17 protein-coding genes and 3 pseudogenes are annotated in these 21,636 nt (G+C 42.7%); 14 read left to right on the top strand and 6 right to left on the bottom strand.

What is annotated here, in order from left to right:
- Positions 1-214 precede the first annotated feature (214 nt).
- From VV1_RS18265 to nhaA, 4 genes are all read left to right on the top strand, one after another.
- The gene (locus VV1_RS18265; RefSeq protein ID WP_011081609.1) at positions 215-1,399 is read left to right on the top strand and encodes an N-acetyltransferase DgcN family protein; all 1,185 of its coding nucleotides are present in this window, start codon (positions 215-217) and stop codon (positions 1,397-1,399) included.
- A 470-nt stretch (positions 1,400-1,869) separates the two neighbouring features.
- Entirely contained in the window at positions 1,870-2,928 is a 1,059-nt protein-coding gene (hflK, locus tag VV1_RS18270) for an FtsH protease activity modulator HflK (RefSeq protein WP_232475372.1), read from the top strand.
- A complete protein-coding gene (gene hflC / locus VV1_RS18275; protein ID WP_011081611.1) occupies positions 2,925-3,914 on the top strand; it encodes a protease modulator HflC in 990 nt (329 codons plus the stop codon). The genes hflK and hflC overlap by 4 nt, the downstream gene beginning before the upstream one ends.
- Positions 3,911-5,254 carry a Na+/H+ antiporter NhaA gene (nhaA, locus tag VV1_RS18280; RefSeq protein ID WP_011081612.1) on the top strand — a complete coding sequence of 448 codons (1,344 nt, stop codon included), beginning with the start codon at positions 3,911-3,913 and terminating at the stop codon, positions 5,252-5,254. The genes hflC and nhaA overlap by 4 nt, the downstream gene beginning before the upstream one ends.
- Before the next feature lie 82 nt (positions 5,255-5,336).
- On the opposite strand, the gene VV1_RS18285 is transcribed toward nhaA, so the two are convergent.
- From VV1_RS18285 to VV1_RS18295, 3 genes are all read right to left on the bottom strand, one after another.
- Positions 5,337-5,654: a DUF1840 domain-containing protein gene (locus VV1_RS18285; protein ID WP_011081613.1), complete on the bottom strand. Its 318-nt coding sequence runs from the start codon at positions 5,652-5,654 to the stop codon at positions 5,337-5,339.
- Between the two features lie 470 nt (positions 5,655-6,124).
- Positions 6,125-7,207, bottom strand: coding sequence for an alanine/ornithine racemase family PLP-dependent enzyme (locus VV1_RS18290; protein WP_011081614.1), 1,083 nt, complete (start codon positions 7,205-7,207; stop codon positions 6,125-6,127).
- The gene (locus VV1_RS18295) at positions 7,204-8,409 is read right to left on the bottom strand and encodes an N-acetyltransferase DgcN family protein (RefSeq protein WP_043921153.1); all 1,206 of its coding nucleotides are present in this window, start codon (positions 8,407-8,409) and stop codon (positions 7,204-7,206) included. Before VV1_RS18295 ends, VV1_RS18290 begins: the two co-directional genes overlap by 4 nt.
- Before the next feature lie 1,199 nt (positions 8,410-9,608).
- Between VV1_RS18295 and VV1_RS18300 the strand changes: the two genes are divergently transcribed.
- Positions 9,609-10,847 (top strand): MFS transporter, encoded by a 1,239-nt coding sequence (locus tag VV1_RS18300; RefSeq protein WP_011081616.1) that lies wholly within the window; start codon positions 9,609-9,611, stop codon positions 10,845-10,847.
- Positions 10,848-11,873: an aKG-HExxH-type peptide beta-hydroxylase gene (locus VV1_RS18305; protein WP_011081617.1), complete on the top strand. Its 1,026-nt coding sequence runs from the start codon at positions 10,848-10,850 to the stop codon at positions 11,871-11,873. It begins immediately after the preceding gene.
- A gap of 78 nt (positions 11,874-11,951) precedes the next feature.
- Here the strand turns inward: VV1_RS18305 and VV1_RS24055 are convergent.
- Positions 11,952-12,366: pseudogene (locus VV1_RS24055) on the bottom strand (DDE-type integrase/transposase/recombinase); the annotation flags it as partial.
- A gap of 704 nt (positions 12,367-13,070) precedes the next feature.
- Positions 13,071-14,051: a sigma-54 interaction domain-containing protein gene (locus VV1_RS18315; RefSeq protein ID WP_052298477.1), complete on the bottom strand. Its 981-nt coding sequence runs from the start codon at positions 14,049-14,051 to the stop codon at positions 13,071-13,073.
- Positions 14,052-14,281: 230 nt separating this feature from the next.
- On the opposite strand from VV1_RS18315, the gene VV1_RS18320 reads away from it, so the two are divergent.
- The 8 genes and pseudogenes from VV1_RS18320 (at position 14,282) to VV1_RS18350 (ending at position 20,829) form a co-directional block, all read left to right on the top strand.
- Positions 14,282-14,851, top strand: coding sequence for an RBBP9/YdeN family alpha/beta hydrolase (locus VV1_RS18320; protein ID WP_043921154.1), 570 nt, complete (start codon positions 14,282-14,284; stop codon positions 14,849-14,851).
- Between the two features lie 163 nt (positions 14,852-15,014).
- Entirely contained in the window at positions 15,015-16,031 is a 1,017-nt protein-coding gene (locus VV1_RS18325) for a sulfate ABC transporter substrate-binding protein (RefSeq protein ID WP_011081621.1), read from the top strand.
- The gene (cysT, locus tag VV1_RS18330; RefSeq protein WP_011081622.1) at positions 16,032-16,880 is read left to right on the top strand and encodes a sulfate ABC transporter permease subunit CysT; all 849 of its coding nucleotides are present in this window, start codon (positions 16,032-16,034) and stop codon (positions 16,878-16,880) included.
- A 41-nt stretch (positions 16,881-16,921) separates the two neighbouring features.
- Positions 16,922-17,752, top strand: a complete 831-nt coding sequence (gene cysW, locus VV1_RS18335; RefSeq protein WP_197672412.1) for a sulfate ABC transporter permease subunit CysW — start codon at positions 16,922-16,924, stop codon at positions 17,750-17,752.
- 21 nt (positions 17,753-17,773) lie between these two features.
- The gene (locus VV1_RS18340; protein WP_011081624.1) at positions 17,774-18,811 is read left to right on the top strand and encodes a sulfate/molybdate ABC transporter ATP-binding protein; all 1,038 of its coding nucleotides are present in this window, start codon (positions 17,774-17,776) and stop codon (positions 18,809-18,811) included.
- A 48-nt stretch (positions 18,812-18,859) separates the two neighbouring features.
- On the top strand, positions 18,860-19,054 hold the full coding sequence (locus VV1_RS25560) for a hypothetical protein (RefSeq protein WP_131070551.1): 195 nt from the start codon (positions 18,860-18,862) through the stop codon (positions 19,052-19,054).
- Positions 19,006-19,818 (top strand): annotated as a pseudogene (locus VV1_RS24060) (transposase); the annotation flags it as partial. The gene VV1_RS25560 and the pseudogene VV1_RS24060, both read left to right, overlap by 49 nt.
- Positions 19,819-20,034: 216 nt before the next feature.
- Positions 20,035-20,829 carry an SIR2 family NAD-dependent protein deacylase gene (locus VV1_RS18350; protein ID WP_011081626.1) on the top strand — a complete coding sequence of 265 codons (795 nt, stop codon included), beginning with the start codon at positions 20,035-20,037 and terminating at the stop codon, positions 20,827-20,829.
- Positions 20,830-21,100: 271 nt separating this feature from the next.
- On the opposite strand, the pseudogene VV1_RS24765 reads toward VV1_RS18350, so the two are convergent.
- Positions 21,101-21,433, bottom strand: a pseudogene (locus VV1_RS24765) (transposase); the annotation flags it as partial.
- Between the last annotated feature and the right edge of the window lie 203 nt (positions 21,434-21,636).

Raw genomic sequence — 21,636 nt, forward strand, 5'->3', positions numbered from 1 at the left:
TAATGAAGTTTGGCGTGCCTCCACGCATTGAAAATGGTCGGAAGTTCTTAAAAAAAACAATATTGAGCAAGAAATGTACAAATTAAGTATTAAGTATCGAAAACTATGGTAGGCTAGTTCGTGAACCCCCACAGCTTAGTGGGACATTTTGTTGATTCTGGATTGACTATCCTCCCCATCGTGCCCTTCTAAGCCTAACGAAGTTAGGTAAATCATGTTACACCCAACACGTAAAATGAGCTCAAAACTGAGCAACGTAGAAAACTTGTACTCTTTACCAAGAAGTAGAGCGTTACCTAAACCCAATTTATTGAGGCAACAAAGGGAGACTGCGGTTGTCTACTGCGAGGGCTTCTTTGGTGAGTCTAAAGGTAAAACAACTAACGGGCTAGTACGTGAGTCGAATCGGTTCAAGATCGTATCTGTTATCGACAGTACCAAAGCAGGCCAAGATAGTGGAGCTTATCTCTATGGGCATGACAATGGCGTTCCTATTTGTTCTAGTTTAAGTCAAGCGATCGCGGTTTCTGATTGGATTCCGGAATACTTTATTTACGGCCTTTCTCCTGAGAGTGGGCGTTTATCTCTTGAAGAAAGACAGCTAATCCTCACCGCAATGAGATTGGGGATGAACATTGTGATTGGCCTACATGAATTTTTAACGGACGACCCAGAGTTTATGGAAGCGGCCAAAAAGAATCATGTTCGGATTATTGATGTTATCAAACCAAGGCCAATAGATGAACTTCAGCTGTTTGCGAACCGTCTCCAAACAGTTCTTTGCCCAAGGATTTTAGTCATGGGTACGGATTGTGCTATTGGCAAACGTACCACTGCATTGGCGTTGACGAAAGTCCTCGAAAGATACGGTTTAAATGTCGTCATGATCGCCACAGGGCAAACGGGGTTGATCCAAGGAGCACGCTATGGGATCGCACTTGAAGCCATACCTTCACAGTATTGCGTTGGAGAGTTAGAAGCCATTGTTGTTGAAGCATACGAAGAAGAAGGACCTGATGTCATTGTGATTGAAGGGCAAGGTGCATTAAGCCACCCCTGTTTTTGTACTAGTGCATCGATTATCCGTGGCTCGCAACCACATGCTGTAATCCTTCAACACTCTCCAACGAGAGTCTACTTGAGTGGTAGTGAGCAATATTTTATGCCTGATTTGGATACAGAAATAGAGCTAATAGAGCTGTTTGCAGGTGTACCCGTTATAGGCATTACATTAAACAGTCAAGGTTTGGATGAGCAATCTACCGCGGAAGTGATTTCTCACTATGTCGACAAGTATCATCGTCCAGTGGCAGAACTGTTTACTGTTTCAGATGAAGTTCTAGTTGAAATGGTGATGGACATGTTCCCAGAGTTAGATCTTGATTCTATCACTATCTAGTTAACTGAATTTTAGCAGAGTAAAACAGTGAATATGTTGTTCACTGTTTTCGCCAAATATACTGAATTTATTCAGTATATTTGTGCTTAACAGGCATATTTTTCGCCTGCTTAGTGACCTTATATTGAAGGGTTCTTTTGTATTTCTTCCGATTTTTCTTGAAAAACGTTCAGCGCTACTACTAAAAGTGGCTTTTTCACATTTATCCTATTGGATTCCATTTTTATCTTGGTAGGTAAGAGTAGATCTTGAAAGCGGATGACTTGATGAAAAACAGGCGTTTAAAAGCAATTGTTCCTCTCTTTTAAACGTGTAGTTCTTTGTTAAAGCATCTAGTTGCACTCCTGGACAAAACGTTTAGAGAAGCTTTGGAACATGACACGAAATATGGCCTTGTTACTTCGGGCTATCCCTCAATGCATAAACCGAGTGGGTTAAAAATGTTCCCCCTACAGCCGGAGGGCATGCTCATGAGCCAACGTATTCATCTTTCGCGAAACCCCTGGGGGGGCGGAAAACAAGATCCTCCTAATTTTGGTGAAGCTTTCTACACTCTCTTTCATCATTTTAAGAAAAGGCTTCCAAACGGAAGGTGTTCAAGTTTATTTATTCCTCTTATCGTCTTCCTTCTAACATCCATTTCCTGGAGCGTCTTTTACACAGTGCCGAGCGATTCTGTTGCGGTGATACAGCGGTTTGGGAAATATGTTCATAGTGTACCTGCAGGGCTTCATTTAAAGATGCCACTTGGTATCGATGCCGTAAAAATAGTGCCTGTGAAGAGACAGCTCAAACAAGAGTTTGGGTTTATTACTCCAGGGGCAAGTGACCCTCACCAAAATCCGCGAGTCAACTCTCGGCATCAAGAAATGCAAATGGTGACTGGTGATTTAAATGCCGCTCTTGTCGAGTGGGTGGTGCAGTATAGAATCTCTGAACCCATCCATTTTCTATTCGAAGTCCGTGAGCCTAGTGAGACCCTTCGATATGTTTCTGAATCTGTGATGCGCGAAGTGGTAGGAGATAGGACTGTGGATGAAGTGATCACCATAGGTCGGCAAGAAATTGAGTCCGAAGCTCTATCAAAAATGCAAGCGCTCTCTACGAAATATGTCTTAGGGATCAGAATTGACCAAGTTCAGTTGAAAAACATCAACCCACCTCAACCTGTCCAAGCGTCGTTCAATGAAGTAAATCAAGCTCAACAAGAAAAAGAGAAACTGATTAACGAAGCTCGTAGAGATTACAACAAAGTGATCCCTTTAGCGCTAGGAGAAAAAGATCAGCGAATCAGAGAAGCTGATGGTTATCGCTTAAAACGCATTAATGAGGCAGAGGGGGATACGGCTCGTTTCAATGCTTTACTGCTTGAGTACGTTAAAGCACCTGAAGTGACTTTGCGAAGAATCTATCTTGAAACAATGCAGGTCGTCTTACCGAATATTCACACCAAGATTATCATTGATGAGCGAACCAACAGTATTTTGCCCCTGCTTGATCTCAATAAAATACAAGGAGATGCAAAATGAAACCGATTAACGTAGGGCTTGTAATCGCATTGATTTTGGGTGTGTCTCTTAGCCTATACAATGCATTGTACACGGTTAATGAAGTTCAACAGGTCGTTATCACTCAGTTTGGCAAGCCTATCGGGACGCCTATTGTGAATGCAGGATTGAAGATAAAAATACCCTACATTCAAGAAATAAACATGATCGATAAACGTGTCTTGGAGTGGGATGGACGACCTTCTGATATGCCAACAAAAGACAAACTGTATATTTCTGTAGACCTATTTGCTCGGTGGCGAATTATCGATCCGCTTCAATACTTCTTACGTCTCAAAGATGAGCGCAGTGCACAATCACGGCTGGACGATATTTTGGGTAGTGAAACGCGAAATGCAGTGGCAAAACATGAACTGATAGAAATAATCCGAACAAACAAAAATCGAAAACCGTTGCGAGACCCCTTACTGAGCGAGGCTGAAAGAGCGTTAAAAATTGGCGCTCTCGTGCCTATTCAAAAAGGTCGTCAATTAGTAGAACAAGAAATATTCTTAGCAGCGGCAGAAAAAATAAAAATTTTTGGTATTGAACTGCTCGATATTCGTTTCAAACGTATTAACTACAATGAGAGTGTTCGTCCCAAAATTTACGAGCGAATGGTCAGTGAACGTCGTCAAATTGCAGAACGTTTTTTGTCGGAAGGCAATGGGGAAGCAGCAAGGATCCGAGGTGACCGGATCAGAGATTTGAATATGATTCAATCTGAGGCCTATCGAGAGGTAGAAGAGATTCGAGGGCAAGCCGATGCGAAAGCTGCTGAAATTTATGCGTCAGCTTACAATAAAAACCCTGAAGCAACACGTCTGTATGAGTTCACACGAACGATGCAGTCTTACTCAACTGTCCTGGCAGAAAACACAACACTGGTTTTGTCTACCAATAGTGAATTATTCAAGTTTCTTAATGGTGTTGAAGGCAGCTTAAATGGCACGGCTGAAAAGCAATGACTAAAAGAAAGAAGAGAGCAGCCATTAATCTGACCCGGCTACCAATAGAGTACATTGATTGGTTATCTCGTCCTATATACCGTTTTATTCATATTGAATCTGCCGCTGGAATTGTACTGTTTATTTCAACGCTCTTAGCTGTTTTATTGGCTAATTCACATTTAAGTGAGGAGTTTGCTCGTTTTTGGCAGATTTCGCTAGGGATGACGGTTGGTGATTTAGTTTTTGAGCGTTCATTACACAAATGGGTCAATGATGCCGGAATGACCCTATTTTTCTTTCTTATTGCCTTGGAGCTTAAGCGTGAGTTAGTGCTAGGTGAACTTCGCAATCCCCAATTAGCTCTCCTTTCCATTGCTGCTGCTCTTGGAGGCATGTCGACCCCGCCTCTTTTTTACTTACTTCTACAGTACGGTGAATCCGGTCAGCATGGTTGGGGGACGGTCATGGCAACGGATACCGCCTTTGTGATCGGATGTCTTGCACTCTTAGGGCGAAGCATTCCAAGCAGTTTGCGGATATTCATGTTATCAATGGCCGTGGTGGATGATATCGGTGCGATCTTTGTTGTCGCTATTGGTTACGGAGAAGCGGTTGACTGGCTGGTGTTATCCTATGCGTTGTTGGGCTTTATGCTTGTCCGTGCGATGGCTTTCTTAGGGGTCCGTAGTCTTGTACTCTTTTCTATTGTCGGCGGAGCAATATGGTTGGTTATCGATATGTCTGGTGTTCATCCAACAATTACAGGAGTGATTCTCGGCTTACTAACCCCCACGAATAAATGGATGAGTAGGCAGCATCTTTTTATCATTATGGAGGCTTTAGTGCCATCTTCACCTAGTCAACAATGGAGTGGTGACAAGAGAGAAGGAGAGATCTTAAAAACCGCAGCGGCGGCTGCACGAGAAACGCTTTCACCTGTAGAGCGGCTGGAAATGTTGCTTCATCCTTGGGTCGGGTTTGTTGTTTTACCGTTGTTTGCTCTTGCTAACGCGGGAGTTTCATTGACCAGTGTAAACCTAACGTCTCCTATTACGCTGGCTGTTTTTGTGGGTTTTGTTTTTGGTAAACCTATCGGTATTGTCTTGTTTAGTTGGATTGCTGTCTGGCTAGGGATCGCGAAATTGCCTGAAAATTTGAATTGGGGAATGGTATTTGGGGGAGGTATGTTGGCTGGTATTGGTTTTACTATGGCACTATTCATCTCGGAACTAGCGTATAACCCAGACCAAATAAATGCTGCGAAATTGGGTATCTTCATCGCGTCCATTACTTCGGCTTTAATTGGTTTCCTCTGTTTACGGTATTTCGCGGCTAGAGAAAAACAGAAGAGGACTTAAGCTCTATCGTGACGAATACACACACAACCGAGTTACTGTCCCCCTTTAAATAAAGGTATGGGAGGAGGCGTCGTTATGTGCATCAAAGTGTGTCCCACATAACGTCACACTCCCCCGCTATTGCCGAATTTAATAAGTTAAGTAATGGATAGGCTCGAACAATAATCGAGACGGAATGTTCTGAGTGTTCATTTTCTTCTTGTGTTTCAACAAGATTAAGGCGTCGTATGTTTTCTTGTTTCAGTTCGCTTTTGAGCTGCTTCAACGCTTCTGGAATGTTTGGTGCGAGAATTGCGCCTGGTATAGCTCCGCTATGTCCCATCATTTTTATCATTTCTTGGGCCACGTCCCCAAACATTGTGACACTTGCATGATTTTTACAACTAAAATTTACCAACATCATAAAACCTCTTGTCGCTTGTCTTTTACTAAACCAAATCGTAACGGGAGCAAATCTCCCTACGTTCCTTAACCTAGGGGAGAGATAAGATTTTTTTCGTCCAGTTACCTGCGTGTTTTTCACCACTTTAGCTTGTTTGGAAAGGGGCAAAACACATTGTTTTTGTTTACTTGATAAGGAGCGTTTTGTTATCACCTTGTGGTGTAAATCTGAGATAAAGCTCTTCTCCCATTGAGTCTATATGGAGAAGTCGAGTAACAGCATATCGCTCAAGACATTATGAAAGTATTATTCATTTAGTCCGCTTAGAATGAGTTCATGACCTTAAGTAAAAAGATGGTATTGAGGCAATCTACCGTATTGGAGTCCTCTTTCGCTTTTATTTGGGAGCGATTTGACGGTATTGTATACATGTTAAATGAACATCTGCTACGTATACCCTTCTAGACGGAATCCAGAGACCGTGTCCCTCATAAGCCTTTTCTTAGGCAACGATGGTTAAACACTTTATGCACTGAACTTGAAGACATCGCGGATAAAAATGCACTGTAATCGAGTTTAAATGGCACTTTATTTCCAACAATTAGAGACTCTTCGGCTGTTTCAATGATCAGATGATCGCTACTCGATGACACAATACTCATGTCGTCAGGTGGGTGCAGCCCCTGAACACAAACATCTTGACGGCCTAGGGCAAGAATCGCCTGTGCAACGGATCCTCGGTCTTGGAGTGCTTCCTTCTCACCAAATGCATTTACGCCTCGATTACCCCAGGGCAGAGATGGTTTAATTTTGGCTTCGATCACTTCAGCAGTTAATGTGACCGCATCTGTGTGGAGACCTCCGAGCGGTTGTTGCTCATTAGGCACACAACCGAGAAAAATGGCTTCCCCTAGTCGCAAGTTGTTGATGCGAGTTCTCCCTTGATGAGCCAGAACCCAATTGATGGAAGAGGAGTTGCCTCCGGAAATAATCTCAAGGTTGATACCAAATACGGCTTCGATACCATCAGCGAGATCAGACAGAAGTCTCATTTTTTTGTCATCCGGTGTGATGCCGTAGCGACAGGTAAGATTCGCCCCAATGCCTTTTATGATTATATTAGGTAAAGATATGATTTCACTAATAAAACCAATGAGACGACTTGGCATCACTCCTTCTCTTAAATCCCCAAGCTCAACCATGATTATCACGCCGTGTTTGGAATTCACTTGTTTTGCAACGCGGGAGAGTTGCTGAATAACTTGGATTTCAGTGTTCAAACTGATATCACAATACTCTACAACCTTCGCTGTTTGGCTCAGCATTGGGGTACGAATGAGCATTTTGGGTACCGTAATCCCAGAATGGACCATTCTTTGGATATTTTCGATTCTGGAGTCTGCTAGTGTACTTGCACCAGCATCAATGAGAAGCTGAGCAATGATGGGATGGCCTAAACAGGATTTTGTCACAGGTGTGACTGACACATTTTTTAAAGCCAGTCGTTCAATGAGATACTGAGTATTATGATGAATTTTAAAACAATCGAGATCTAGCTTTGGGTACCTCACCTTAGTTCTGCTCTAGTATTTTCTAGCAAAGGATAGGCTGAGAAGATCATTTGTAACAGATGTTCTTTAGGTTGAGACAATGGGTCTGTCACCGGTAGGCCCAACTCAGCAGAATAAGCACTGATTGCTGATAGTATTTCATCGGAAGACAACCCTTCGTGATTCAGTGTTAATCCTATCACAGTGGTGTCTGAGAAGGCCTGAATAAGATTGATTTCATAGGCTACTGACGGGATTGGCAGTTCTGGGAAATCAACGCGATACGCCCGTTTCGGGGCGTGCTGCAAAATAACAGCCGTTGGACAGCAGCCTCGTAATATATGAGAGCTGGTAGAAAAGGCTTGGTGACTCAATGCCCCTTGGCCTTCGATGATGATGATATCGGGGTTTTCATTCTCATAGGCCTTCACAATGACCGCTTCCAACTCACCAGCACAGAAAAAAGAAGAGACGGCGTCTAGCGCAACACCGTAGGGAGCGCCTTGCATAATGCCAGTCTGCCCCGTTGCTATCATAACGACATTCAGCCCTTTGTTTCTTAACTCGTTGGTTAAAATAGTCGCAGTTGTTCTTTTTCCTAAAGCGCAGTCTGTCCCCATTACCGCAATTCTAGGGCATTTGACTTGGTGTATTTTTCCACTAAATGATTGCATATTTTCGTTGTTCTTGGGTTTGCGAACATCAACGATATGGACGTTGTATTTGAGACTGGCTTCAATAAAAACAGGGTCTTCGGTTAGAAATTCATGTAATCCAATAATGATGTTTATATGACAAGACATAGCTTTTAGAAGGATGTCTCTTTCGGTGTCAGAAAGTAAGCCATTTGATGGTGCAATTCCAAAAATAAAGTAGCTAGGAGCGATGTCTGTGTGACGCAGGGCTTCTTCTAGGTCTGAAAAGATGGGAATGGTGTTTTTTTTACCGTCAAGTATTTCTCCAGAGTTAGAGCCTGAAAGTTCACTATCAATCACCGACAAAATTCGATAATTGGGAGAGTGTCTTACCAAACCGTTCGCTGTTTTTCCGTCGGTTTTACCAAAGTTACCTTCACAGTAAATAATTGCAGTGGGCGTCGTCGGATTAACTTTATGACAAAGAGGCGTCCAAGGTTCCGGACGAGTTGGGCTATGGTCGTTTTTTATATGTTCGGTTCTAGTTAATTGAAAGATGTTTCTTAACTTTCTAGTTGAAATTGACATAATTAAAGCCTGCAGTAAGGCTTAGGGGGCTACTAAGGAGTGCCGAGATGTGAGTTCGGAAAAGAAAAGAAGTCCCTACTAAGCGGTAGGGTAAGCAACCATGCTAACACACTTCCAAGACTTTTGTTGGTTAATCAATAAAATGACTATTTGATTTTGGAAAAGCAAAATCGATATTTTCATCTGCATTTGAGATGTTGCCTGAGGCCAAGCGGAAATCGAGGCCTTTTTGAATCGCAAAAGCCAAGTTCATGTCATCTGTGCTTTCATCGTCGATGATGATGTTGCATTGATCAGGTGGGAAAAGCGCTCTAAAGCGTAGCGATCCCTGACCTCTTGAAGGGCAATAATGTCTGCATTGAGTCTAGGGACCGTTTCTTGATAGTTGATGACCCTAACTTTGTTCATGTAGGCCGATAAAAACTTCGAGTTGTAAGTGGCCAATCGAAGGTGATCTGATGAGTAAGTGGAAAAAGAAAAAACAAGGAGTGAGAGTGCAATAAATATTTTCAAGGAAACAATCCGTGCGGCTAATGTTTTGTCATTTATACATTTACAGGGTGGATTTAACTTGACTTAATATGTGCGAATGGGCTGTGAACTGAAACTTATGTCGCTGATAATCATATAAATATCAAATTGCTGCGACGAGCTACAAAGTACAATTATACAACGTAAGCATTTGTTTTTATGTGTAAATGAATATTTCTTGCATTTACTGTCAATGTTAATTAGCGCTTTATTTCCGAGAAAATTAAATATAGTGTTCTTTGAACGTTATTTTTTGTGAACGAAAAACTAGGTAGAACAAACTACCCCTGTTCTACTTGAAAAGAAGTGCCAGCTATAGTCATCTTTTAACCTTGTCGATGTGCTTCTTCTTTTCTTATTTTATCTGATTCCATTTCATTTATTTTAAAAATAGAAATATCACCAAAGTGGGACGTTTTTGGGCTAAATGTCTACTGTTGATTATTTTTTGTACGAACCAACTTGCACTGAAGTTTGAAAACTCGGTATAACGATATTGCAGCTAACAATTACTTAACAATCGAAAGATTGTAATCCAATCAACGTAGAAAGAGGAAAGACATCATGAAAAAGCTAGATAAATCAAAACTTTTTTCTGTAAAAAAGAAAGGTTCTCCTGTTCTTAAAGTGGTAGAGAACTAATCGAAAGAAGTTTTGGAGGTTATTTGATGAACTACTACTTGTATATTTTTTCTCACTTAGCCTCCATCGTTGCTTTTCGAAGTACGACGATTATCGTGATATGGGCTTTAGTGCAGTCATTTGGCCAAGCAGAAAGTGTTGGACTTTTAGTGGCCATTATGTGGATTGCTAATATTCTATTTTTGCCGGTTTCAGGTTATTTCCTAGACATCTACTCAAAGAAAACCATCATACTGATTTCGAGCATCGGCTCTGCGGTGGCGGCAACGCTACTGTTGTCCTTCAATAGCTCCTTGCTCATTTGTATCTTACTCGTTTCAATACTCTCCATATTCAATAGTGCAATCTCAGCAGCCCCTAATGCCGTAATCCCCCTTTTAGTGAGTCAAGACAGGTTAACAAAGGCCATTGGTTTGGCTGCAACGTTGAACTCTTTGCAAGTGATAATAGGTGTCATTATTGGTGGTGGGGTCATTTATGCGATTGGTATAGAAGTATCTTTGTTTGTCACAACAGCACTCTATTTACTGTCTCTCGTCCTAATTTTATCGGTGCGTCTTCCTAGTGTTTCGCCTGAGCAGGGAGAGGTTTCTGGGAAAAGAGTTTCCCAGCTTACTCAAGGTTTTCGAAGTTTAAGCACATTAAAACCTGAAGTGATGTTTTGTTTTTCAGCGATGGTCGGCAATTTCATTCTAACCCCACTAATTTCAATTGTTATACCAATCTATGTCCAACAGAGTCTCAATAACAACATTGGTTATGTTGTGCTGTTTGAGTCTGCGATCGCAGTTGGAATGATAGCTGGAGGGACGATGGCGATGAGAGCGGCTTCGTTTATGAACCGATATCACCAAGTTCTTTTAGGTGGACTTTTAATTGGTGTCGGGGTAGTGGCTTTCGCTGCATTTGAACACACATACATAAAAGCGTTTGCACTCTTCAGCTCAGGGATGGGACTCACCATCAAAGGTATTCCTTTTAGCTCACTTAGAGGTCATGCCGTACCTGCAAACTATAAGGCTAGGATAGAATCTGCGATCTTTACGCTTTGTATCTTGAGCATACCATTAGGCAGTTTTACGTTTAGCTACCTCATTGATAACACACAACTGGATATTAATAGTCTGGTGATGTTTATGGGCGTTCTTATTGTCTTATCACTCACTTTTATTGTGTTTTCAAAAGAGAGTGTGGCGGTTTTAAAAACAAAAGACGAAGAATTGGTCCACTACTACACAACTCATTACCCACAGGCCTTCAAATAAATGGAAATAACAACTGCAAATTGGGCAAAGCCAAGTGCCGAGAGAGCGGATTGGATCATTAAATGCAATCTAGAAGAATTAGCAGAGAGTTTAATTTATATACATGGCTTCTTTGACGTTAAAGAAAGCGATCTCAAAGAGGTCTTAGGTCGAAAACAAGTGTCGTTTCGTCAAAATATGCCACAAGCTTTTTTATATCATGAATACATGATCAGAAATATTGAGAGTGAGCATTGGAAGCCTGAACTTCTTTTTACACACTTGCTGTCGGAATTGAGTCCGGTCAATGAAAACAAGATAGAGATTGTTTTGTATGGGCATAGATATCATCAGTTTACGAATGAGGTTTTAGAAAACTTAATCGCTGATGATCACTTGGAGTGCTATGGCGAGCATCTTAAGAAACGTAATCAAGGGATCACTGTTCCTAGCGAATCTCAGTTTCGCTACACACGGGCTGAAGTGGAAAAGTGTTTAAACTACATCGAATGTTCCTGTCCTGAGCTATATGACGAAATAAAAACGGTCGTCTCTCAAATACACATCATGAGTTCTCCTTGTGTTAATGCTGGTAGTTATCTCAGTATGCTGGGCATGTTCAATATTCGCTATCTTGATAAATCCTCTGAACACTGGAGCCGTTTGGCAGAACATATTATCCACGAATCCGCGCACAACCTATTGTATCAACTTTGGCATCATGACCCGATTATTACAGACGACGATGGTCTTTTTTACACACCTTTTAGGAAAGATGAGCGACCGATTAGTGGGGTGTTCCACGCGATGTTTGTCTTGGCAAGGACCATTTACGGTTTCAACCAATTACTAAAAAATCCAGACGTTCATCTTGAGACACATCAGATCAGCAGCCACTATAATGAAGCCAATAACGAACTGCCATTCACCGACAAGTTTTATCAGACGGTTGAAGTCTTAGAGAAATCAGGAAAACTTACGGAATTCGGCAACAGAATTGTGAAAGATTGCGTCGTTTTGGTAGAAGAGTGCAAATATAAAGTTTAGTGTCAGTCGGCGAGCAAAGACAGAACCATCTCATCTGGGCTCCTTTGTCGATTCATTGGTCGTCAACAGTAATGTTTATCTGCTCATACTTTGCTCAAAATTATAAGCAGTTATAAGATCTCGACAGTCTTTTGAACAATACTGGGAACCTCGATCTCGGTGAACGATAATCTACTCCAAGAATCCACGACGAAACAAAGCCATTGATAGTGCATCAAAGATCAGTGTAGCGGTCATTCGGAGCCTCTGCGTTAAAATTCTGAGCCAGCGCAGCATGTTCGGAGCAACAGGCATTTTATGTTTGCTTGTCCGTTGTACACTTAAACTTGCGTGCCGCTTTCGGCGTTAAATCCTGGCGCTTCATGCTAGCTGCAATGGTTTTAACATTATAGCTGTCACCGTGTTCCGCCAGTTCTTTTTGGATACGCCTTGAGTCGTAAGGACGTTTGCTATTGTCAAAAGCCTCTTTCACCGTCATATTAAGTTCTTGGCGAATTATTAACTTTTTCTAAAGCCAATCTTGCTCTCTCCTTATAAGCAACTCAAGCCATATCGACAAGCTATGTGATTTTTGTATGTGTTTCAGGGATGAACCACGGAAATAATCAGTCTCGCAACTCTGCATCGTGTCATTAGTTCTGATATACCAAACTAATATTAAGTGTGTAAATGTTTATTTACTCAAACAAGAAAAGGGTCAAAAGTTATTTAGAGTAATAACCTGAATTTAGAAAATTCGGATAACTTTCAGTATCGAAAGTCACTTCGTGAGGTGTCCAACACTGCTGGTGCGGTTTAGTGCCGAGAAAACTCAAAATCTCATAACTCCTTACACGTCATGTATGAACGCCATAATATTCATACAACCAAATTTAAAAGGTTCATCCCAACAATGCGACACTTACGATCATAACGCTAAAGGTTCATCATATAACGCATAGATGTCTTCGCCATTGTATTAGCTTTTGAACGGTTTCATAAGTGCCATCCTCCCAAGCGTTGTATTGCCATTCAAAAATTGATGTACTCATTTTTCAATCGTTGGAGATTTCACTTTAAACTGCTCAGCAGCTTGAATGATCGGCATGCCTTGGTCTAGTAAAGTGTTGGGCGATTGCAAGCCGTGAAACTGTTCAAGACAAGACAACCAAGTTGCATATAAGTTGTACTATTTACGTTACTCCACAGAACCAATATCTACTTAAAGTAATTCGTTTTGCTAATTCCCAGAGTTTTCATTTTTGAGCGAAGAGTATTCGGATTAATTGCCAGCAGTTGTGCCGCCCCAAATGGCCCTTCAACTCGGCCATGACAATGAACTAACGCTTTAGTAATGTGCAGCTTTAACGCTTCATTTAAAGTCAGAAAAACTCCATTTGTACGTATTGGCTCTCTTACCTGATTAGCAACCTTACCATTATTGTCTATAGATGCCTGAGGAAGAACGAGCGATTCTTCAATCGCCAAAAATGCACCTTGACCCAGTATTGCCGCTCTTTCAATGATGACCTGAAGTTCCCGCACGTTACCTGGCCACTCGTATTTTTTCAGGTAACTAATTTGTGACTCTGTGGGTAAGGCCAAGGGAAGTCCTAGTTTATTGGATGCTTTCTGGGCAAAGTACTCTGCTAAATCAGCAATGTCTTCTATTCTGTCTCGCAACGCTGGTAAACGAATAGGAAAAACATTAATTCGAAACCAAAGATCTTCACGAAAGATACCGCCTTTAACAGATTCTTCTAGATTTCGATGAGTTGCGGCAACGATACGGGCATTCACATTGATCTCTTGTTCTCCACCAACACGCGTTAGAGTCCCTTCTTGAAGCACCCTAAGTAAACGAACCTGTGCCGCTAGGCTCAATTCTCCAATTTCGTCTAAAAAAAGGGTTCCACCGTTAGCTCTTTCAAACCAACCTTTTTTTTTCGATGAGGCCCCAGTAAAGCTTCCTTTTTCATGACCAAAAAGCTCTGAATCAATCAGCTCCGACGGAATAGCACCACAGTTTACACGAATGAAGCTATTGTTAGCTCTTGAGGAGTGTTGATGAATATAACGCGCTATGAGTTCCTTTCCCGAGCCTGTTTCGCCAAGAATTAATGCAGTTGAGTCAGTTTGTGCGACCAATCCAACTTCACGTATCGCACGTTTTAAGCCTTTGTTGTATCCAATAATCATGGTGAGCATTCCATCGATTTCAGAGATTATCAGCGAGATTAAATGGAATAAATGTTATATATAAATAATTTTTAATTACCAAATCAAATAAAAGATTATATTAAAGATTCAACTCAATAAAACTAATTTCTATTTATCAATAATTTATTGGGAAATTACTTGCCAACAGTAGAAATGGCACAAGATCTGATTAGGGACTGCTCCACCTCAAAGACAATATGGAAATGACTATGAAAGGTAACATTCTCATCGTCCCTGGTTACAAAGGCAATCCGAGAGGCCACTGGCAAACATGGATTGAAAAGCAATATCCTAATGCGCAGCGTCTCAAGGCCATTGACTATCACCAACCCGCACTTTTCAATTGGTCTACACACATCAGCGAGTATCTTGCCCAGCAAACACACCCCGTGACCATTGTTGCTCACAGTTTTGGTTGCCTTGCTGCTGTACTGGCAATAAAACAGCAGAGGCACATGGTGAATACGGCTTTACTTGTTGCGCCAGCCTCTCCCCTTCGCTTCACGGAAGATGGACACATCAACGATTTTCCGACTTCCCCAACCATTTCAGCCGCTCTACCAGATAAGCCGCTAGGAATTACTGGTCTCATCGTTGCTTCCCAGAATGATCCGTGGATGGATTATAAGGACGCACACGAGTTGTCATTAAAGTGGGGAATGCTGTTTCACAACGCTGGATATGCCGGGCACATTAATATTGAGTCTGGACATGGCCCCTATCCCAAAGTAAAGGTGCTCCTTGATAGCCTCATTTACATCACACAAGCAGATAGATGAATATCGTCCATTTATTCAATGAAAAACCACTGTATTTAGTGGTTTTTGTTATGAAAAATAGAATTTAACAAAACAAAATAAAACTTAACTATTTAAATCAATAACTTAAAAAGTGGCATTCTTTTTGTAATTGAGATAAGGACTCAATCTAAAAGGAATCATTATGAAAAAAATAGTCGGAATCACTCTGATCGCCGCATTGGCTGGTTTTAGCGGGCAATTGTTGGCAGAGACCAAGACCTTACTCAATGTCTCCTATGATCCAACTCGAGAGTTTTATCGTGAGTTTAATGAAAGTTTCAGCCAAGACTACAAAGAAAAAACGGGAATTGATGTTCAGATCCGTCAATCACATGGAGGATCAGGTAAACAAGCTCGAGCGGTGATTGATGGACTAAAAGCAGATGTTTTAACGCTGGCTCTAGCCTACGATATTGATGCGGTACAAGCTCGTACGCAACTCTTCAATACCGATTGGCAAAACCAGTTCCCTCATGCTAGCGCACCTTATACTTCGACTATTGTCTTTCTGGTACGCAAAGGCAACCCCAAAAACATTCGAGACTGGGGAGACTTGATCAAGCCTGGCGTTGAAGTAATTACTCCTAACCCCAAAACCTCCGGTGGTGCACGTTGGAACTACTTGGCCGCGTGGGCTTATGCGGCTAAACAGTATCATGGAGATGAAGCAAACATTCGCCAATTTGTCGGAGACTTGTACAAGCATGTTCCGGTTCTTGACTCAGGCGCGAGAGGCTCAACAAACACCTTTGTTCGTAATGGTATTGGTGATGTTCTGCTCGCATGGGAAAACGAAGCTTTACTGGCCACAGAGAAGCTGCAAGGTGCCAGTGAATTTGAAATCGTCGTACCTTCTATCAGTATCCTAGCTCAGCCCCCAGTTACGGTCGTTGACAAAAATGCTGATCAACATGGTGTAGCCAAAGAAGCCCAAGCTTATCTTGAATACCTTTATAGCCCTGAAGCACAAAAATTGGCCGCGAAACATTTCTACCGTCCAGTAAGCCCAAAATATGCCGAGAAAAACGACCTAGCTCTCTTTCCCGATGTCCATCTGATCACGATTGATGACGAGTTTGGTGGTTGGCAAAAAGCACAACAAACGCATTTCAATGACGGTGGTGTGTTTGATGAAATTTACCAACCGAGTCAAAAATAAATGAAAGGATTCAAACAATATTCAGTGATCCCCGGACTCTCATTGAGTCTGGGTTACACCCTGTTCTATCTCGGATTGATCGTTTTACTACCCATGGCGGCACTCGTGGGTAAAACCATGACACTCAGTTGGTCACAATTTTGGGCCGTCGTGACACATCCGCAAGTCGTTGCTTCTTATCAGCTCACCTTTGGTGCGGCTTTTGTGGCTGCATTGATCAATTTAATATTTGGCTCTTTAGTCGCATGGGTGCTAGTACGTTACTCTTTTCGTGGCAAACGAATTGTTGACGCGTTGATTGATCTTCCATTTGCTTTACCGACAGCGGTAGCGGGCATTGCATTAGTCGCTATTTACGGCCCAAACGGTCCTATTGGCGGTCCTTTATTGCAAGCCGGAATCAAAGTGGCTTACACCCCGCTGGGGATCACACTAGCACTGATATTTATCGGTTTTCCGTTTGTCGTCAGAACGGTGCAGCCGATTTTGGAAGATTTTGAGCAAGGGCTGGAGGAAGCCGCTGCTGCTTTGGGAGCGAGCCGTTGGTATACCATCCGCCGTGTGATTATTCCGCATCTACTGCCGTCACTTCTGACAGGTTTTGCCTTAGCGTTTGCTCGCGGTGTGGGTGAGTACGGTTCAGTGATTTTTATCGCAGGTAACTTACCGTTTGTTTCTGAAATTACCCCGCTACTGATTGTCACCAAACTAGAGCAGTTCGACTATCCTGGTGCGACAGCAATCGCTTGTGCCATGCTGGCTTTTTCTCTGGTCATTCTTTTTGTGATTAACACTTTACAAGGCTGGCTGGAACTGCGTGAGAGAAAACATCAAGGAGTAATGGCATGAACAACAGCACGGCTCTAAGTCTGATCTCACCTCGGCCAACTATGACAGTACATCCGTCTGCAACGACTGAACGTGCTTGGGTGAGAAAAACCTTAACCGCAATTGCATTAGTCTTTGTGGTTTTTACTCTCATTCTTCCTCTTTTGATGGTGCTCTATGAAGCATTTCGTTCTGGATGGCATGTGTATCTAGCCTCGATTACTGAACCCGATGCCCTGAGCGCGATCAAACTGACCCTACTCGTTGCCGCTATAGCTGTGCCTTTAAACCTGATTTTCGGTCTGGCAGCCGCTTGGTCAGTAACAAAGTTTGAGTTCATCGGTAAACGCTTATTGATGACGTTAATTGATCTCCCGTTTTCCGTCAGCCCTGTCATTGCTGGTCTTATTTTCATTCTGCTGTTTGGCAGTGAAGGCTGGTTTGGTGAAACACTGACGCAGTATGACATTCAAATTGCGTTCTCGGTTCCTGGTATCGTGTTGGCAACGGTTTTTGTCACATTTCCATTTATTGCCCGTGAACTGATCCCGCTAATGCAGTCACAAGGAACCGATGAAGAGGAAGCTGCCAGAGTATTAGGCGCGTCCGGCTGGCATATTTTCTACCGCATCACATTACCCAACATTAAGTGGGCATTACTCTATGGCGTCATTTTGTGTAACGCCCGAGCAATGGGCGACTTCGGCGCGGTGTCTGTCATATCTGGGCATATCCGCGGGCTCACCAACACACTACCGCTCCATGTTGAAGTGGTCTACAACGAATATCAATATACGGCGGCATTTGCCTGCGCTTCTCTATTGGCGTTATTGGCAATCGTCACCCTGATCATTAAAGAAATTTTGCAACGCAATTTGCACCAAGAAAAATAACCGAATTCAATAGGCATCATTATGAGCATCCAAGTTTCAGGGCTGTGCAAACATTTTGGACAATTCACCGCATTAAACAATGTCAGTATTGAGTTTCCCAGCGGGGGACTCGTGGCACTGCTTGGCCCTTCCGGTTGTGGTAAAACGAGCCTTTTGCGGGTGATCGCGGGTTTAGAGCGCCCTGATTCCGGGACCGTTGCGATCCAAAATCGTGATGTGTCTGGGTTAGACATCCGTGAACGTCAAGTCGGGTTTGTGTTTCAACACTACGCGCTGTTCCGCCACATGACTATTTTTGAAAATGTGGCCTTTGGCCTACGTGCTAAACCTAAAGCCCGTCGTCCTAATGAAGCCACAATTAAACAGAAAGTAAACCGACTGCTGCAACTGGTGCAGTTGGATTGGTTGGCTGATCGTTATCCAGCGCAACTGTCTGGAGGTCAACGTCAACGGGTAGCCTTAGCAAGAGCGTTAGCCATAGAGCCACAAGTGTTGCTACTGGATGAACCCTTTGGGGCACTGGATGCCAAAGTACGCAAGGAGCTGCGCCGATGGCTACGAAAACTGCATGATGAACTGCACATAACAAGCTTATTTGTGACTCACGATCAAGAGGAAGCGCTGGAAGTTGCTGATCACATCGTCGTGATGAACAAGGGACAAATCGAGCAAATTGGCACGCCTGAAGAAATCTACCGAACACCACGTACCGAGTTTGTTTACCAATTTGTCGGTTCATCCAATCGACTGTATCTCGAAGATTCCAACGGCCTTTCTTTTACTCCGAGCGACGTTGTTTCAACCCATGGAAAGCAAGCCAAGAGAATCTACTGCCGGCCTCACGATTTTGCTGTGAATACACAACATCGGCCAGATGCCATCCCCGTGGCAGTAGCGCGAAAATTAGCGCTAGGGAACATGGTTCGATTGGAAGCCTACAGCTTAGATAACCAGCAATTGGTGGAAGTGGAGTTGTCCAATCATGATCCCGTACTAGACGAAATCCAAGCTAAGAGACATCTGTGGCTCACCCCAAAAACCGTCTCTCAATTTGCCTAGTGAGTCGCAAATGCACTTTATACCTCTCACTCTGGTGTTAGTCGTAACATCAAAGAATTAGAAGAAGAATTAGGCTTACCGCTCTATGTAGGTAAAGGTAAGCGCCTACTGGGCATGCCCCCCCCCGGAGAGGACTTACTGATGATGGCAGAAAAGATTCTCAACGAAGCTGCCAACATCAAATGGTTAGCTCAAAAAGCAAACAGAACAAGCGCGGCAGGCCTCGTCGATTCAGCGACCTAGAAATTAATACTGCACTGATGGTAAAACGCGTTTTCTCTATGCCATTGAGACCGCTGCAAGGTATTCTAGACTCAGTATTCAGCTGGCTAACATACCGCTTGTTTGTCCGCATGACACATGTATAAGCCGTCGAGCCAAGCAGGTTGAGATTTCATTTAAAACTAAAACCAGAGGTACGATACAGCATCTGACCATTGATGCCACTAGTCTCAAGGTTTATGGCGAAGGTGAATGGAAGGTTAAGAGCCATGGAACTAATGGGAAGCATGTAGTCTGAAGATGGTGCTTACGACACAAGGAATTGCCAAGATGCCATATGGATTAAGCGAACTGTTCCGCTTATCTCACCAAGAGAAGGGGCAGCCTTCTGGGAGTAAGGACACCCTCGCAATTTGGCGGTGGGTTGCCAAAAGCTCTATGGCTCCTACAAGAAGTGGAGAAAGCGGTATGGTTATCACAAGCATTAACTCTCAGAAACAGCCATGTATCGAGTGAAGCAGTTGCTAGGTGGGAAGTTAAGCTTGAGAAACTACAATGCTCCGGTTGGTGAAACTTACGCCATGATTAAAGCGCTGAACAAGCTTACAGGGCTTGGTATGCCTGAAACTCAGTATGTTGTATACCCTTCCTACTTGAAGCTGCAGCGGTGTTGGCTGCATTCGTTCACTGGCACGCCAGCCCGGCCCAATCACATAGCGTACCTATGCTCATGGGGTTCACTCATTTGCCGCCTACCTGCAACTTCAAGTTGTTTAGGTATATAAGAATTGTTTAATTTCGGGCGGTTTGGTTTTCTGTCCGAATTACGCAAAAAAGCCGCTCCGAAACTAAGCTAGAGCGTAACTTTCAATGGGGTTGCATTTTCACCCCAGAAGTAGAAAACTCAACATTTTTATAAACGGTTGACAAAAAAATGATATTTATATGGGAAAGTTAGTTTTTGACCAGTTCAAAGAGTTATTGCAGAAAGGGAAACATTAGTGATAAATGGAGAGCTACTAGCAGCTTACAAGAGAGGGAATGTCATTTTATTCGTTGGGGCTGGTGTATCAATGAACCTTGGTCTTCCTTCATGGTCTGAACTTATCAACCATATTTCCGAAGAGTTAGGCTATGATCCTGATATTTATAAAACATTTGGAGATGATCTTGCGCTAGTCGAATATTATCGAATCCAAAAAGGCAGAATCGGTCCCCTGCGTAGCTGGATGGACACCGAATGGAACTCTGCAAATGTGGCACTGGAAGCATCCAAGATTCATGAATATATTGCCAAAGCAAATTTCCCTCTTATCTATACGACAAACTACGACAGATGGATAGAGGCGTCGCTAAAACATTACGGTAAAGAGTTTATAAAAATAGCGTCTGTATCGGACATGATTGAGGTGAAAAAAGACCAGACACAAGTCATTAAGTTTCATGGAGACTTTGATGACGATGAATCAATAGTTCTTGATGAATCGAGTTACTTCGAACGACTAGAGTTCGAATCACCTTTAGACCTCAAACTTAGGGCTGATGTGCTCGGAAAAACGGTTCTTTTCATTGGTTACAGTTTATCTGATATCAACATAAGACTTTTATTCTATAAACTATCGAAGCTATGGAAAGGTAACTACTGTGGAGGAGCTCAGCCTAAGTCCTACGTCTTCTCTCCACGTCCAAATCCTGTTCAGGAAGCAGTGCTTGAACAATGGGGAATCAATATGATTAATTCAGAAATTGATGATCCTGGTAAAGCACTTGAAGAGTTTTTGAAACAGTTTGTGTAATACTCGAGAAGTATGAGAAAACGATTTTCCAGACTTCAGAGATGTACATTTAGCCCTCCGTTCAAGTTGGTTTATACAAACTAGAGGGCATTTCAGATGAGATATTCTAAGGGAAAAATGCGGCTCGGCATGTTGGGGGATGGTTCGACTAAAACTAAAACATTTCGGGGCAGAGCCATTTATGTAGTGGTCAACTAAAATTGGCCACGGTTTTAGAGTTTGCCCAATACCGTCGTTCAGACTCATTAGGGGTTAGACCACCATTATATTGATGGGACCTGAGTTGGCCGTGATACATCGAGAGTTGTTCAGTGAATCCGACATCAAGAGAGCAGTAGCCTTTTTAATATTTTATTGTGTTCTTCAAGGCGTGTAAGTTTCTTCTTCAGATCCCGTATCTCAATTTGCTCTGGTGTCATTGGAGAGGCTTGAGGAGTCATTCCTCTTATTTCTTACTTGAGGTGCCTTACCCACTATCCATTGTCGATTTACCCACACCCATGGCTTTTGCAGCTTCAACAACTGTATAGTTTTGGTCGAGAACAAGTTGCGCTGCTTCGAGTTTGAACTCCGCACTGAAAGTACGTCTGATACACTTGGTCATAGTTTCACCTGTCATTTTATGAGGTGTATCTTAACACCTCTAATCAGGTGGCCAAATTCACCGTACCACTACAATAACTTTAAAAAAGCTCCGCGATACTAGTATTTTCATGTGAAATGTCCTTATGTGCAGGTAGGCGACAGAGTATCAACGCCATTGCGTTTCAGTCAGGAGTATGACAATCGTGAAGCCAGTGAGAATAT

Origin of the sequence: Vibrio vulnificus CMCP6, assembly GCF_000039765.1 — a bacterium.
Classification (GTDB): domain Bacteria; phylum Pseudomonadota; class Gammaproteobacteria; order Enterobacterales; family Vibrionaceae; genus Vibrio; species Vibrio vulnificus_B.